12 protein-coding genes are annotated in these 14653 nt (G+C 54.7%); 11 read left to right on the top strand and 1 reads right to left on the bottom strand.

What is annotated here, in order from left to right; genetic code table 11:
* Positions 1 to 2: 2 nt before the first annotated feature.
* Entirely contained in the window at positions 3 to 752 is a 750-nt protein-coding gene (locus BN3277_RS17165; RefSeq protein ID WP_059044651.1) for an NAD-dependent protein deacylase, read from the top strand.
* A gap of 8 nt (positions 753 to 760) precedes the next feature.
* Here the strand turns inward: BN3277_RS17165 and BN3277_RS17160 are convergent, their stop codons facing one another.
* Positions 761 to 1624: an AraC family transcriptional regulator gene (locus tag BN3277_RS17160; protein ID WP_059044649.1), complete on the bottom strand. Its 864-nt coding sequence runs from the start codon at positions 1622 to 1624 to the stop codon at positions 761 to 763.
* 179 nt (positions 1625 to 1803) lie between these two features.
* Here BN3277_RS17160 and BN3277_RS17155 point away from each other — a divergent pair, with 179 nt between their 5' ends.
* The 10 genes from BN3277_RS17155 (at position 1804) to ptsP (ending at position 14636) form a co-directional block, all read left to right on the top strand.
* Positions 1804 to 2982, top strand: a complete 1179-nt coding sequence (locus BN3277_RS17155; protein ID WP_059044647.1) for a galactokinase — start codon at positions 1804 to 1806, stop codon at positions 2980 to 2982.
* Between the two features lie 2 nt (positions 2983 to 2984).
* Entirely contained in the window at positions 2985 to 3971 is a 987-nt protein-coding gene (gene galE / locus BN3277_RS17150; protein ID WP_059044645.1) for a UDP-glucose 4-epimerase GalE, read from the top strand.
* Between the two features lie 14 nt (positions 3972 to 3985).
* Positions 3986 to 5563, top strand: a complete 1578-nt coding sequence (locus tag BN3277_RS17145; protein WP_059044642.1) for a UDP-glucose--hexose-1-phosphate uridylyltransferase — start codon at positions 3986 to 3988, stop codon at positions 5561 to 5563.
* Positions 5564 to 5746: 183 nt separating this feature from the next.
* Positions 5747 to 6910 carry an iron-containing alcohol dehydrogenase gene (locus BN3277_RS17140; RefSeq protein ID WP_059044641.1) on the top strand — a complete coding sequence of 388 codons (1164 nt, stop codon included), beginning with the start codon at positions 5747 to 5749 and terminating at the stop codon, positions 6908 to 6910.
* A 142-nt stretch (positions 6911 to 7052) separates the two neighbouring features.
* On the top strand, positions 7053 to 7583 hold the full coding sequence (locus tag BN3277_RS17135) for an NfeD family membrane protein (protein WP_059044639.1): 531 nt from the start codon (positions 7053 to 7055) through the stop codon (positions 7581 to 7583).
* 24 nt (positions 7584 to 7607) lie between these two features.
* Positions 7608 to 9188 carry a flotillin family protein gene (locus BN3277_RS17130; protein ID WP_089153363.1) on the top strand — a complete coding sequence of 527 codons (1581 nt, stop codon included), beginning with the start codon at positions 7608 to 7610 and terminating at the stop codon, positions 9186 to 9188.
* A gap of 197 nt (positions 9189 to 9385) precedes the next feature.
* On the top strand, positions 9386 to 10231 hold the full coding sequence (gene glcT, locus BN3277_RS17125; protein WP_059044637.1) for a glucose PTS transporter transcription antiterminator GlcT: 846 nt from the start codon (positions 9386 to 9388) through the stop codon (positions 10229 to 10231).
* A gap of 233 nt (positions 10232 to 10464) precedes the next feature.
* Entirely contained in the window at positions 10465 to 12525 is a 2061-nt protein-coding gene (ptsG, locus tag BN3277_RS17120) for a glucose-specific PTS transporter subunit IIBC (protein ID WP_059044635.1), read from the top strand.
* 130 nt (positions 12526 to 12655) lie between these two features.
* Complete coding sequence (locus tag BN3277_RS17115) at positions 12656 to 12931, top strand: HPr family phosphocarrier protein (protein ID WP_059044632.1); 276 nt, start codon at positions 12656 to 12658, stop codon at positions 12929 to 12931.
* On the top strand, positions 12924 to 14636 hold the full coding sequence (gene ptsP / locus BN3277_RS17110) for a phosphoenolpyruvate--protein phosphotransferase (RefSeq protein ID WP_059044631.1): 1713 nt from the start codon (positions 12924 to 12926) through the stop codon (positions 14634 to 14636). Before BN3277_RS17115 ends, ptsP begins: the two co-directional genes overlap by 8 nt.
* Positions 14637 to 14653 lie beyond the last annotated feature (17 nt).

The following is a 14653-nucleotide window of genomic DNA, read 5'->3' as shown; positions in this document are numbered from 1 at the left end:
AGATGACCAAGGAGATCGACACTTTGGCGGCATGGGTTGAGGAGAGCAATCACATCGTATTTTTCGGCGGGGCTGGGGTATCGACGGAAAGCGGGATTCCCGACTTCCGTTCGGCAGCGGGCATTTACCAGATGGAGAAGTCGTCGCCTTACGCGCCGGAGGAGATCTTAAGCCGGCGGTTCTTTGAGCGGCACCCGGAGGTGTTTTTCGATTTCTATAAAACGAAAATGATCCATACGGAAGCGCAGCCGAATGCCGCGCACCGCTGTTTGGCCGAACTGGAGCGAGCAGGGAAGCTAAGCGCCGTGGTGACGCAAAATATCGACGGGCTCCACCAGCAGGCGGGAAGCCGTCGCGTGCTGGAGCTGCACGGGTCGGTACACCGCAACACCTGTATGGACTGCGGCCGCACCTATACGTTAGACGACGTAATGGCTAGTGAAGCTGTTGTGCCGCGTTGCGATTGCGGCGGAATCATCAAGCCGGATGTGGTTCTGTATGGAGAGAGCCTGGATGATCAGGTCATCCAGGACACGGTCACCGCGATCGCCGGCGCCGATCTGCTGGTGATTGGCGGCACCTCTCTGACGGTGCAGCCTGCGGCGCATTTGATCACTTACTTCCGCGGCGCGCGGACCGTACTGATCAACGCCTCGTCTACCGCGTACGACAGCCGAGCCGACCTGCTGATCACCGAGCCGATCGGCGCGGTGCTGGGAGCGGTCTCCCGGAAGCTAGGCTTGGCGGAGTAAGACGAGACTTACTCCTTGGCGGGATTCCGGGTGACCGCCTTGCGATATTCGCTGGGCGATTCGTGATGGAACCGGCGGAATTGCCGTGAGAAGTAGAGCGGGTCGGTGAGCCCAACGGAGGCGGCGATCTGCTCGATCGACAGCTCTGGACGTTCGCGCAGCAGTTGGCGGGATTTATCGATTCTCAGCTTCAGCAAATAGGTGACAGGGGTAATGCCGGTTTCTTTTTTGAAAATCCGTGAAAGATAAGCCCGGTTATAGCCCAAGGATGCGCACATCTGCTCGATCGAGACCGGATGCGCATATTGGCTGGCCATATAATGAATCATTTGTTTGACGATCCGCTGAACGCCGGATTCGCCCGACGGCAGCGCCGAAGCCAACCCAAGCGTCTCCTGGGCTTCGGCCATGATCTGATGCAGCAGCCCCAACGATAACAGATGGGAGCTGCTTTTTTTCGCTTGGAAGGTCTGCAGCACGCTGCTCAACAATGCGGGGATCGGGCTGTTCCCGCCGTGCCGGAACACCGGCTGCTCCGGGGTGAAGCCGGCCCGCTTCACGAGCTCCGCCGCCTTCGCTCCGGTGAAGGCGATCCAGCGGTAACGCCATGGCTCGGCCACATCGGAAGCATAGGTGACGAGCTGATCGGGAAGAATCAGGAAGCCGTCCCCTTCGCTGAGCTCATAAGAGGCGGATTCGGTCCGAAACGTGCCCTTGCCCTGCTCCACAAAATGCAGGAGGAAATAATCATATACTTTTGGACCCAGCCGGTGATCAGGAAGGGTCTGACTTTCGCCCCCGAATAGGACATGCAGTTCCTCCGCTTCGAACAAATCCGGGTTGGCGGCCGCGCTATAGGTTTCTTTCATCATGGGTCTTGTCTCCTTTTGGCAGGGGAATGGGAAACGCCCCATAGGACTCTGTACACATTTTACTCTTAAAAGTCACATTTATCTATATTGTTCTCGCAAAGTTGCATTATCAAAGCAAAGCGATTTTATTATACTGGGTACAAGAAATCCAAGATTCCATGACGATGGGGTGTACGTTGATGAAAAAGCAGGAAATGGAACAATTGTTTATATCCAAGTATGGGGAAAGCACGGAGTCGATTCGCGTGTTTAACGCGCCGGGCCGCGTCAATTTGATCGGCGAGCATATCGACTATAACGGGGGCTATGTCTTCCCTGCGGCGCTGGAATTCGGGACGACGCTGGCGATTCGCAAACGCGGCGACGGCAAAGTCTCCTTCGCTTCCGGCAATCTTCCCTTTACGGCGGAGCTGGCAGTGGAAGAGCTCGGTACTAGCAAAACCGGCGAATGGATCGACTATCCGATCGGCGTTTACGTCGAACTGAAGAAGCTCGGCATCTCGCTTACAAGCGGATATGACCTGCTGTTCCACGGCGAGATTCCAAACGGATCGGGCTTGTCCTCCTCCGCTTCGCTCGAAGTGGTGACAGCCTTCGCCTTCCTGAGCATGGAAGGGAAAGAGACTAACAAGGTGGAAATCGCGCGGTTGTCTCAACGGGCCGAGAATCAATACGTTGGTGTAAACAGCGGTATCATGGACCAATTCGCCGTGGCAAACGGCGCCAAGGACCACGCGATCCTGCTGATGTGCGACACCTTAGAATATAAGCTGGTGCCATTCCGGACGGGCGCTTATAAGCTGGTCATTGGCAATACGAAGAAACGCCGCGGGCTGGTCGATTCCAAATATAATGAGCGACGTTCGGAATGTGATGCTGCGCTGGAGATTTTGCAAAAACGTGAGCCGGGCTTGGAGTTCTTGGCCCACCTGAAACCGGAACAGCTGGAGCAATGGACGGGGGATTTTACAAACGAAGTCTTGTATAAGCGGGCCAAACACGTTGTGGAAGAAAACGCACGCGTGCTGACATCGGTGGATGCGTTGAGCGCCAACGACCTGAAGGCTTTTGGCGAGCTGATGAACGCCTCGCATGATTCGCTGCGCGATTTGTACGAAGTGAGCTGCCTGGAGCTGGACGTGATGGTTGAGGAAGCTCGGAAGATCGAGGGTACATTAGGCGCTCGGATGACCGGGGCCGGGTTTGGCGGCTGTACGGTATCACTGGTACACGAGGACTCCGTGGAGCGGTTCGTGGCGGAGGTCGGCCAGGCTTATAAAGAACGGACGGGACTGGAAGGCGAATTCTACGTGTGCGGCGTAGGCGACGGCGTACATGAGATGAAAGGGGAGAAATAACCATGGCGATTTTAGTCACGGGAGGAGCCGGTTATATCGGCTCGCATACAGTAGCGGCGTTGCTGGAGCAAGGAAGAGAGGTTGTCGTGATCGACAACCTGCAGACCGGACATCGCGAGGCGTTGCTCGGCGGCAAGCTTTATGAAGGCGATCTGCGCGACAAAGCGCTTCTGGCCAAGCTGTTTGCCGAGAATGAGATCGAAGCGGTTATCCATTTTGCCGCGAACTCCCTGGTTGGAGAGAGCATGAAGGACCCGGTGAAATATTTCGATAACAACGTATACGGTACGCTTTGCTTGCTCGACGCGATGGATCAGGCGAATGTCCGCAAAATCGTATTCTCCTCCACCGCGGCAACCTACGGCGAACCGGAAAAAGTACCGATTGAGGAGAACGATCCGACTCGGCCAACCAACGTGTACGGCGAAACCAAGCTGACCATGGAACGGATGATGGCCTGGTTCGACCAGGTGCTGGGGATCAAATACGTGTCCCTGCGTTACTTCAACGCAGCCGGTGCCCATGAGAGCGGCAAAATCGGCGAGGACCATCGTCCGGAAAGCCATCTAATCCCGTTGATCATTCAGGCGGCATTGGGGCAACGTCCATCCATCCAAGTATTCGGCGATGACTATAACACCACGGACGGGACCTGCGTCCGCGACTATATCCACGTGAGCGATTTGGCGGATGCCCATCTGCGAGCGGTAGATCATTTGCTTGGCGGCGGGGAGAGCGACGTGTTTAACCTCGGCAACGGGCAAGGCTTCTCGGTCAAGGAAGTGATCGAAACCGTGAAGGAGGTTACCGGCCGCGACTTCCCGGTTGTGATCAGCCCGCGCCGTGCCGGCGATCCGGCCGTGCTCATCGCTTCATCGTACAAAGCTCGCCGCGTGCTGGGCTGGAATCCGACCCGCAACCAATTGGCGAACATCATCGAAAGCGCGTGGCAGTGGCATAACAGCCATCCAAACGGCTATAACGACTAAGGGAGTGTTATGGGATGGGAGTAGAAGAGAGAAATCGTCAAGACGCACTTCATGCCATTGAACGACTGGTGAATTATGCGCTGGAGCAAGGTTTGATCGATTGGTGGGACGTGGACTACTCGCGCAACCGTCTTCTCGAGTTGTTTTCGTTCGATGAGCCATACGCCGGGGATGTAGCGCAGGAGGCGTTAACCGGACCGCAGGAGCCGCTGGAAATCTTGATTGATTACGGGTTCGCGATCGGCCTGATTCCGGAAGATACCGCTACGTACCGCGATTTGCTGGATGCCCAAATCATGGGTCTGCTGATGCCGCGCCCGTCGGAAACGATCGCTGCTTTTCGCAAAACGGAAAGCGAACAGGGGATCGCTGCGGCGACTGACGCCTTCTATAAGCTGTCCGTGGACAGCAATTACATTCGGATGGACCGGGTTCGCCAGAACATCTATTGGGAGCAGCCTACCCCGTTCGGGGCCATGGAAATCACGATTAACTTATCCAAACCAGAGAAAAATCCGAAAGAAATCGCCATGGCTAAGCTGCTGCCGCCGCCGGTGTATCCTAAATGCCAGCTGTGTCGAGAGAACGTAGGTTATGCCGGGCGCTTAAATCATCCGGCCCGTCAGAACTTACGCGTCATCCCGCTCACGCTGAACGGAGAACCGTGGTTTTTCCAATACTCGCCTTACGTTTATTACAACGAGCATTGCATCGTGTTCCACCACGATCACGTGCCGATGAAGCTGACCCGCGAGACGTTTAAGCGGCTGCTGGATTTCACGACATTGTTCCCGCATTACTTCATCGGCTCCAACGCGGACCTGCCGATCGTAGGGGGTTCGATCCTGACGCATGACCATTTCCAAGGAGGGCACCATACGTTTCCGTTGGAGAAAGCTCCGGTCGAAGCCGTGTATGAACACCCGGACTTTGCCGGCGTCACCGTCGGCATGGTAAAGTGGCCGATGTCCGTCCTGCGAGTGAATGGCCAAGACCGCGAAGCTGTACTGGAAGCAGCGGACGATCTGTACGAGAAATGGAAGCAATACAGCGATCCGTCCGCCGATGTCCTGGCCTTCTCTGAGGAGAACGGGGAATCCGTACCGCATAACACGGTAACGCCAATCGTTCGCCGCAGCGCAGACGGCGGGTATGAAGCCGATATCGTCCTGCGCAATAACCGGACGAATGAACAGCATCCTGAGGGAATCTTCCATCCGCACCGGGAGATGCATCACATCAAGAAGGAGAACATCGGCCTGATCGAAGTGATGGGGGTAGCGATCCTGCCGGGCCGGTTGAAGGAAGAACTGGCCGGGGTTGCTGACATTCTGAGCGGCGACAAGGCGCTCTACGAGCAGACTGTATCCGATCCCAATGCCCGCTTGGCCGTACATGCGGATTGGGTGAAGGAACTGGTCGCGCGCACGGGCATGTCGCAGGCTCGTGAAGAGGCGGAAGCGCTCCTGCGCGACGAGGTAGGCAGCAAGTTTGCGGAGATCCTTGGACATGCCGGTGTATTCAAAGCGACGCCGGAAGGCCGTGAGGCGTTCGAGCGCTTTGTCGTGTCGATCGGTTACCGCAGACGGTAGGCATAACCGAATTTAATAGAATAGGTCGCCCTAAGCTGTGACAGGCGGGGACGACCTTTTTCTGTTTGTTATTTTGTTACAGTTGGAAGTATAATAGGTTGGAAGTTTGAAGAGGCTAAATAAGCAAGTCAAGTCGGCAGATTAGCCCCTTTTACATAACCGATTTTAAGGAGGAGTTACGGCATGGATCATTTCGTGTTTCATAATCCGACGAAGCTGATTTTCGGTAAAGGCCAGCTGGATTCGCTTCGGACCGAGGTGCCGGCTTACGGAAAAAAAGTGTTGCTGGTCTACGGCAGCGGAAGCATCAAACGCAGCGGACTGTATGATCAAGTGACGGCGATTCTGCGGGAAATCGGCGCCGAAGTGACGGAGCTTGCGGGTGTTGAGCCGAACCCGCGTCTATCGACGGTGCACCGTGGGGTCGAGCTGTGCAAGACAAACGGCATCGAGTTGGTCCTCGCCGTCGGCGGCGGCAGCGTGCTGGATTGCTCGAAGGCGATTGCCGTTGGCGCCAAATACGACGGGGATATGTGGGATTTTGCGGAGCGGAAAGCCGTACCGAAAGCGGCCCTGCCGCTGGGGACGGTGCTCACCATGGCCGCCACCGGCTCGGAGATGAACGGCAGCTCCGTGATCTCGAATGAGGCGACCAAGGAGAAGCTTGGTTGGGGCAGCAAACTGGCTTATCCGGCCTTCTCCATTCTCGATCCGCAGTTCACCGCTTCGTTGCCGAAGGATCAAACGGTGTACGGCATGGTCGACATCATGTCTCATGTGTTCGAGCATTATTTCCATCCGACGCCACACACTCCGCTGCAGGATGAGTTCTGTGAGGCGCTGTTGCGGACGGTCATCGAAGCAGCGCCGAAGCTGGTTCAGGATTTGGAGAACTACGACCTCCGGGAAACGATTCTGCTGTGCGGTACGATGGCGCTGAACGGCGTGTTGAACATGGGCTTGTCCGGGGACTGGGCAAGCCACAATATCGAGCATGCCGTGTCGGCAGTTTACGATATTCCCCATGGCGGCGGTCTGGCCATTCTGTTCCCGAATTGGATGAAATATAACCTGAAACAGGATCTCCCGCGCTTTAAGCGTCTCGCTATCAACGTCTTCCATGTGGATCCTGCAGGCAAAAGCGACGAGACGATTGCGCTCGAGGGCATCGAAGCTTTGCGCTCCTTCTGGAACTCAATCGGCGCGCCAAGCCGCTTAGCCGATTACGACATTGACGACAGTCAACTGGAAGCCATGGCCGATAAGGCGGTTCGCTTTGGCTCATTCGGCAATTTCGCGGAGTTGGATAAGCAAGACGTGCTTGAAATATATCGGATGTCGCTGTAAAATCCTTTTTTAAATATTCGCCACACATCACCGGTTTCGCGGCGTGACCCGCGGGCCGGTTTTTCTTTTTCGAAACATATTTCTCCAATTTACGTATGTATTTGTAGAGTCCATCAATATTTTGGGTAGAGGGAGGAACAGGATGGAAGCGCTGTTTTGGGGTTGTTTCGTCGGCGGTGCCTTGTTTGCCGTCATCAGCGCATTGCTTGGCGACTTGCTCGGAAGCTGGCTGGACGGCGTGTTCGATTTCCTGTCCGCAGATTTTCTTAAGCCGATCATCACAGCCTCGGCAATTACGGCTTTTGGCGGAGCCGGCATTTTGCTGGATCGGTACACCGGGCTTGGCAAGGGCGGCGTGTTGATTCTGGCGATCGTAGCCGCTGTCTTGTTGTCCGCCGTCGTGTATTTTGCCTATGTGAGGCCGATGGAGAACAGCGAAAACTCCACAGGCTTCTCCGAAGCGGAGCTGCCCGGCAAAGTCGGCGAAGTCACCGTACCGATTCCGGCGCAAGGATTTGGCGAAGTGATGGTAAAGCTGGTAGGCGGCAATACGTTACATATCGCCTCCAGCTGGGACCGGAAGGAGATTCCCGCCGGGACGATTGTTGTCGTGGTCGAGACGACGAAGGATGGGACTGTTCAGGTTTCCGAGCTTTATCCCCACCCGATGTAATGGCAAAACAAGAAGAGGGAGCTGATGTCATTGTTCGAAAGTATTCCGGATTTTCTGCTAATCCCTGTGATCGTAATCGCGGTCATTCTCGTGCTTGGGCTGGCGTTTTGGGCGAGGTACAAAACGGTTAGCCCTGACGAGGCGATGATCGTTACGGGTTCATTTCTAGGGGGCAAGAACATTTCCGACGACCAATCCGGCCGCAAAATCAAAATCGTGCGGGGCGGCGGGGCGTTTATCTGGCCGATTTTTCAGAAAGCCGAGTTTATGTCGCTGCTATCTCATAAGCTGGATGTGATGACGCCGGAGGTTTACACCGAGCAAGGCGTTCCGGTATCTGCAGACGGTGTGGCCATCATCAAGGTAGGCAGCTCGATTGAGGATGTCGCAACGGCCGCCGAACAATTTATGGGCAAACCGATAGAATCGCTGAAGGGCGAGGCGCAGGAAGTGCTCGAAGGCCATTTGCGTTCGATTCTGGGCTCCATGACCGTTGAGGAAGTGTACCGCAACCGCGATAAGTTCGCCCAGGAAGTGCAAGGCGTGGCGGCTCGCGATCTGAAGAAAATGGGGCTGCAGATCGTCTCGTTCACGATCAAGGATGTAAGGGATAAACACGGTTACCTGGAGGCGCTTGGTAAGCCGCGGATCGCTGCGGTGAAGCGGGACGCCGACATCGCTGAGGCGGAAGCCCTGCGGGATGCCCGGATTCAAAAAGCGTTAGCGGAAGAAGCTGGACAGAAAGCCGAACTGGTCCGTGATACGAACATCGCCGGGGCGGAGAAGGATAAAGAGCTGAAGGTGGCAGAGTTTAAGAAAGAGCAGGACACCGCCAAAGCCGAAGCCGACCAGGCTTACCACATTCAGGAAGCTCGGGCCAAGCAAGTGATGGTTGAAGAGCAGATGAAGGTCGAACTGGTGCGGAAGGAACGGGAAATCGATCTGCAGGACAAAGAAATCACCGTCCGTCAGAAGCAATATGACGCGGAAGTGAAGAAGAAGGCCGACGCGGACCGGTATGCGGTCGAGCAGGCCGCCGAAGCCGAAAAGGCGCGGAAAATGCGGGAGGCCGACGCACTGCAATACTCGATCGAGACGCAGGCCAAAGCTTCCGCCGAACAGAAGCGTCTGGAAGGTCTGGCGATCGCGGATGCCGAGCGGGCCAAGGGGACTGCGGATGCCGAAATCATCCGTCTGCGCGGTTTGGCCGAGGCCGAAGCAAAGGAGAAGCTGGCCGAAGCATTCCAGAAGTTCGGCGAGGCTGCAATTCTCGATATCGTGACGAAGATGCTGCCGGAGCTGGCAGGCAAAATCGCTGCTCCGTTGTCCTCGATCGACAAGCTGACCGTCGTCGATACCGGCAAAGGCGAAGGGGCGGCCCGCGTCAGCAATTACGTGACCGAGCTGATGGCCACGGCGCCTGACATGCTGAAGAGCGTATCGGGGATCGAGCTGGATCGGTTAATCCAAGGCCTAACCAAGGGCAAAATTGCCGCTCCGCCGGCCGCCGAGGTGCCAGCCGCAAAATCCGGGATGAGTATGAAAGCACCGGAGCCTGTTACGCTGGAGACCGCTGCATCGAAGGAACCGGATCCAGACCAATAGTAGGACCTAAGGTCCGGCTTGACAAGCGCCTGTAATCCGTGTACTTTGTCATAGGACAAAAAGACAATTCGGCGTCCCGCTCATCTATGGGCGCGGACGCCTTTGAAATGCCTGGGAATCGGCTGACGCGGCTCGAAAAATCCATTATAATGGGCTTAACCCGTTTTCGGAGAATAGGAAAAAGAGGTGCTACTGTTGTGAACAGCCTGCGCGTGGCCAAAGTGTTGAATAACAATGTCATCATCGCTAATCACCCGGAGCGTGGCGAGGTCGTTGTGATCGGCAAAGGCATCGGATTTAACCGGAAACCAGGGGACTCCATCCCGCTTGAAGCGGTAGAGAAGATGTTCATTCTCACGAATCAGCAGGAGCAGGAGCAATATAAACAGCTCGTCCCCCAGGTAGATGAGCAGTTGATTGAAATCATCGGCGAAATCATTATGTATATCACCCGGAAGACGCAAACGGAGCTGAACGAGCATATTCATATCGCCTTGACCGACCACCTGGCGTTCGCGATCAAACGGGCGGAGCAGGATCTCGCTTTTCATAACCCGTTTCTATTCGAAACCAAAGAGATTTATCCGGTGGAGTTCGAGCTGGCGGAATATGCCATTCGTTTAATCAAGGAGCGGCTGGGGGTTGATCTAGGCGAGGACGAGATCGGCTTCGTTGCGCTCCACATTAACAGCGCCATGACGAACCGTCATATCAGCGAGGTTCGCGGACATGCCCAATTGATCGCCGACTTAGTCGGGATCATTGAGACGGAGCTTCACTTCACGATTCTTCGGAACTCCCTGGATTATTCGCGTTTGTTAACCCATCTGCGGTTTGCGATCGAGCGGATTCGGCGGGGAGAGCAGGTTGGTGAGGTCGACAAACTGGAAATGCTGCTGAAGCAGGAATATCCAGTCTTGTATTCGCTTGCGTACAAATTGACCAAGGTGATGGAGCAACGGCTTAAGATGCCGGTTTATCAGGCTGAGGTTAGCTATTTAACGATGCACTTGCACCGGGTAGCTCCGGCAAATCTTCAGTAGCTTGCTTGCGCAATAAAAAAAGGTCTGCTATAATTCCTAAGTGCATTGGCAACAACTTCATAATCACAATGTGTGACTGATTCGATCAGGCATGAGTTGATAAAGGTTTTTTTGGATTGTATTGGACGGTTACGGGGTATTATATCCGTAAGCGATAACGGTACATTACAAACAACCTATATTGGCTCATGCTTTTTTAGTTTGTTGCACTATGTCATAACAGGAGGGTATTTATGTTTAAGCGTTTGTTTGGTATTTTGCAGCGGGTAGGTAAAGCGCTCATGCTGCCGGTGGCCCTACTCCCGGCGGCAGGGCTGCTGCTCGGGATCGGCAACATGCTGGTCAGCCCCGAGTTCCTGGACCTGGTGCCTGCGCTGGATAATCATGGCGTTCATGCTGTGGCTACCGTCATGATGAACGCAGGCCAAATCGTCTTCTCGAACCTGGCCTTGCTGTTTGCGGTAGGCGTCGCCGTAGGGTTAGCCGGAGGTGAAGGCGTTGCCGGTCTGGCCGCGATCATCGGTTATCTCGTCATGAACGTGACGATGGGGACGGTGATCGGCGTAACGCCGTCGATGATCGGGACCGATCCGGCCTACGCGAGTGTACTTGGTATCCCAACGTTGGCTACCGGGGTTTTCGGCGGGATTATCGTCGGGATTCTGGCGGCGGCGATGTATAACCGGTTTTTCCGGATCGAGCTCCCGTCGTATCTCGGGTTCTTTGCCGGGAAGCGATTCGTGCCGATTATGACGGCCGCTACTTCACTGCTTCTCGGTTTGCTGATGGTGGTCATCTGGCCGCCGATCCAAGGAGGCCTCAACTCCGCTTCCCACTTTATGCTGGAACAGAACCGGACGTTGTCCGCGTTTATTTTCGGGGTGGTTGAGCGGGCGTTGATTCCGTTTGGTTTGCACCATATCTTTTACTCGCCGTTCTGGTTCGAATTCGGCGAATACGTGAACCAAGCAGGCCAGCTTGTTCGCGGCGACCAATCGATCTTTATGGCTCAGCTGCGAGACGGCGTGCCATTCACTGCCGGTACCTTTATGACCGGTAAATTCCCATTCATGATGTTTGGTCTTCCAGCCGCAGCGTTGGCGATTTACCACGAAGCTAGACCGGAGCATAAGAAATATGTGGCCGGGATTATGGGTTCGGCCGCGTTGACCTCGTTCTTGACGGGGATCACGGAACCGCTCGAGTTCTCGTTCCTGTTCGTTGCACCAGTTTTGTTTGCGGTGCATACGATTTTTGCCGGGTTGTCTTTTATGACCATGCATATTCTGGGGACGAAAATCGGGATGACCTTCTCCGGCGGTTTGATCGATTATCTTATTTTCGGGGTGATTCCAAACCGTACCCCATGGTGGAACGTCATCATCGTTGGTTTGATCCTCGCGGTGATCTACTACTTCGGATTCCGTTTTGTTATCCGGAAGTTCAACCTGAAGACGCCGGGACGTGAAGATGCAGAGAGCGATACGGAAGGTACTGGAACGGGCGGAGCGGTGAGTCAGGATGAGCTGCCGCACAATATTCTGGCTGCGCTTGGCGGACAAGAGAATATCGCTCACCTGGATGCTTGCATCACCCGTTTGCGGGTTGAAGTAAAGGACAAAGGCAACGTAAGCAAAGACACCCTCAAGAAGCTGGGGGCATCCGGCGTATTGGAGGTCGGCAACAACATTCAAGCCATCTTCGGAACCCGTTCCGACACAATTAAATCGCAAATTGCCGACATCATGAGCGGCAAGACACCTCGTGCTGCTGTGAAAACAGAGGACGTGAAACCTGCCGAGGTTGAACAGCAAGCCGCCCAAGACGGCGATGCGATCATCAAGGAAGATATCGTCATGCCGGTGAACGGTGAACTGATGGATATTTCCAATGTTCCCGATCCGGTGTTCTCCGAAAGAATGACCGGCGACGGGTTCGCGATTTTGCCGCATGACGGCGTGATTTGCTCTCCGGTTTACGGGAAAGTATTTAATGTCTTCCCAAGCAAACATGCGATTGGCATTATGTCGGACGGCGGGAAGGAAGTTCTTGTGCATATCGGCGTCAATACCGTGAAGCTGAAGGGCCAAGGCTTTAATGTTCTGGTCCAGGAAGGCGATCTGGTCGCTGCCGGACAACCGATTCTGGAAGTGGATCTCGATTATGTGAAGGAACATGCCCCATCGATCATTTCACCAATCGTCTTCTCGAACCTGCCGGAAGGCGCGTCTGTAACGTTGCATAAGACCGGCAAGCTGCCAAAAGGCGAAGCCGATATCATCACGATTAAGTAAGTTTCCATGCGCCGTCGTTCCATCGCGGCGGTGCATTTGGCTTTAGTAACTGCGATCCCTTACAATAGGTTAGGGAGCGTATCTAGTATAAATATTCCAAATTATAAATGAGAAAGCGAGAGGATTAATCATGGAAAGAATGTTCAAAATTACGGATGAAGACGGAATTCATGCACGCCCGGCAACGGCCCTGGTGAATACAGCTAATAAATTCAAAGGAGCCGAATCCTTCGCAGAAGCGGGCGGCAAAAAAGTGACGTTGAAATCAATTCTTGGCGTACTGTCGCTGGGTTTGGAGCAAGGCGATTCGCTGAAGCTGATCGTCGAAGGAGACGAAGCTGCGGAAGCACTTCAAGCGCTCACCGAAGTAATGGTTAACGAAGGGCTGGGGGAAGTGAATGCTTAAAATCGAAGGCATTGCCGCTTCGGCCGGCGTGGCCATCGCCAAAGCCTTCAAACTGGAGCATCCCGATTATACGATTCAACGTCGGGATGCTTCCGATTCGGCAGCAGAGCTGGCGAAGCTGGATGAGGCTTTGACCAAATCCCAGCAGGAGCTTGAAGCGATCAAAGAGCGCACGCTTCAAGAGCTTGGTGAGAAGAAAGCGGAGATTTTCGAATCCCATCTGTTGATTCTGAACGACCCCGAGCTGTTGACGCCGGTTCGCGACAAAATCGCTTCCGACAACCTCAGCGCGGAATATGCTTTAAATGAAACCGCCAACGAATTTATCACGATGTTTGAAAATATGAAAAGCGCCTACCTCAAGGAACGTGCTGCGGATATGCGGGATGTCACCAAGCGCGTGCTTACGCATCTGCTCGGTTTGACTTACGTCAACCCGGCGGATATCAGTGAAGAGGTCATTGTGATCGCGGAGGATTTGACCCCGTCGGATACGGCGCAGTTGAACCGCAACTATGTCAAGGGCTTTACGACGAATATCGGCGGCCGCACGTCGCACTCGGCGATCATGGCCCGCTCGCTGGAAATCCCTGCCGTTGTCGGCACCAAAGAGGTGCTGGAGAAAGTGAACGGCGGCGAACTTGTAATCGTAGACGGATTGGACGGCAGCGTCATTATCAATCCGACTGAAGAGGTATTAAACGAATACAAGGCGAAACGCGATAAGCACCTGATGCAGATCGAAGAGTGGAAAAAACTGCGCGGTGTGCAGACGACCTCGAAAGACGGCGTTCACGTCGAACTGGCGGCCAACATCGGCACGCCAAATGACGTGGTTGGCGTACTGGAGAACGGCGGAGAAGGCGTCGGCCTGTATCGGACGGAGTTCTTGTACATGGGACGCACGGAGCTTCCTTCGGAGGAAGTTCAATTTAACGCCTACAAGACGGTACTCGAAAAAATGGAAGGCAAGCCAGTCGTGGTCCGGACGTTGGATATCGGCGGCGACAAAGAGCTGCCGTATCTCAACCTGCCGAAGGAAATGAACCCGTTCCTGGGCTTCCGTGCGATCCGCTTGTGTCTGGAGCAGAAGGATCTGTTCCGCACGCAGCTGCGCGCCCTGCTTCGGGCCAGCGTTTATGGCTCGCTGCGCATTATGTTCCCGATGATCGCAACGTTGGACGAATTCCGCGCGGCGAAGACGCTTCTCCTGGAAGAGAAGGAGAAGTTGACCGCCGAAGGCGTTCAGGTGTCCGATGAGATTCAGCTCGGCATCATGGTGGAGATTCCTTCAACGGCTGTCTTGGCCGATCAGTTCGCCAAAGAAGTGGACTTTTTCAGTATTGGAACCAACGACCTTATTCAATATACGATGGCAGCCGATCGCATGAACGAACGTGTCTCTTATTTGTACCAACCTTACAATCCGGCGATTTTGCGTCTGGTGAAAATGGTCATCGATGCGGCGCACAAGGAAGGCAAATGGGCCGGTATGTGCGGCGAAATGGCCGGCGATGCGACGGCGATTCCGCTGTTGTTGGGACTCGGGTTGGACGAATTCAGCATGAGCGCAACCTCGATTCTCCCGGCTCGTTCGCAAATCTCCAAGCTGTCCAAAGCGGACATGGAGCAACTGGCATCCAAAGCGCTGCAAATGCAAACCGCCGCACAGGTTGTCGAGCTGGTTCGCGCCATCGAAGCTTAATTTACCCCTATCTTTTC

Source organism: Paenibacillus rubinfantis, assembly GCF_001486505.1.
Lineage (GTDB): Bacteria > Bacillota > Bacilli > Paenibacillales > Paenibacillaceae > Fontibacillus > Fontibacillus rubinfantis.
This window is presented reverse-complemented; position numbering and strand designations above follow the sequence as displayed.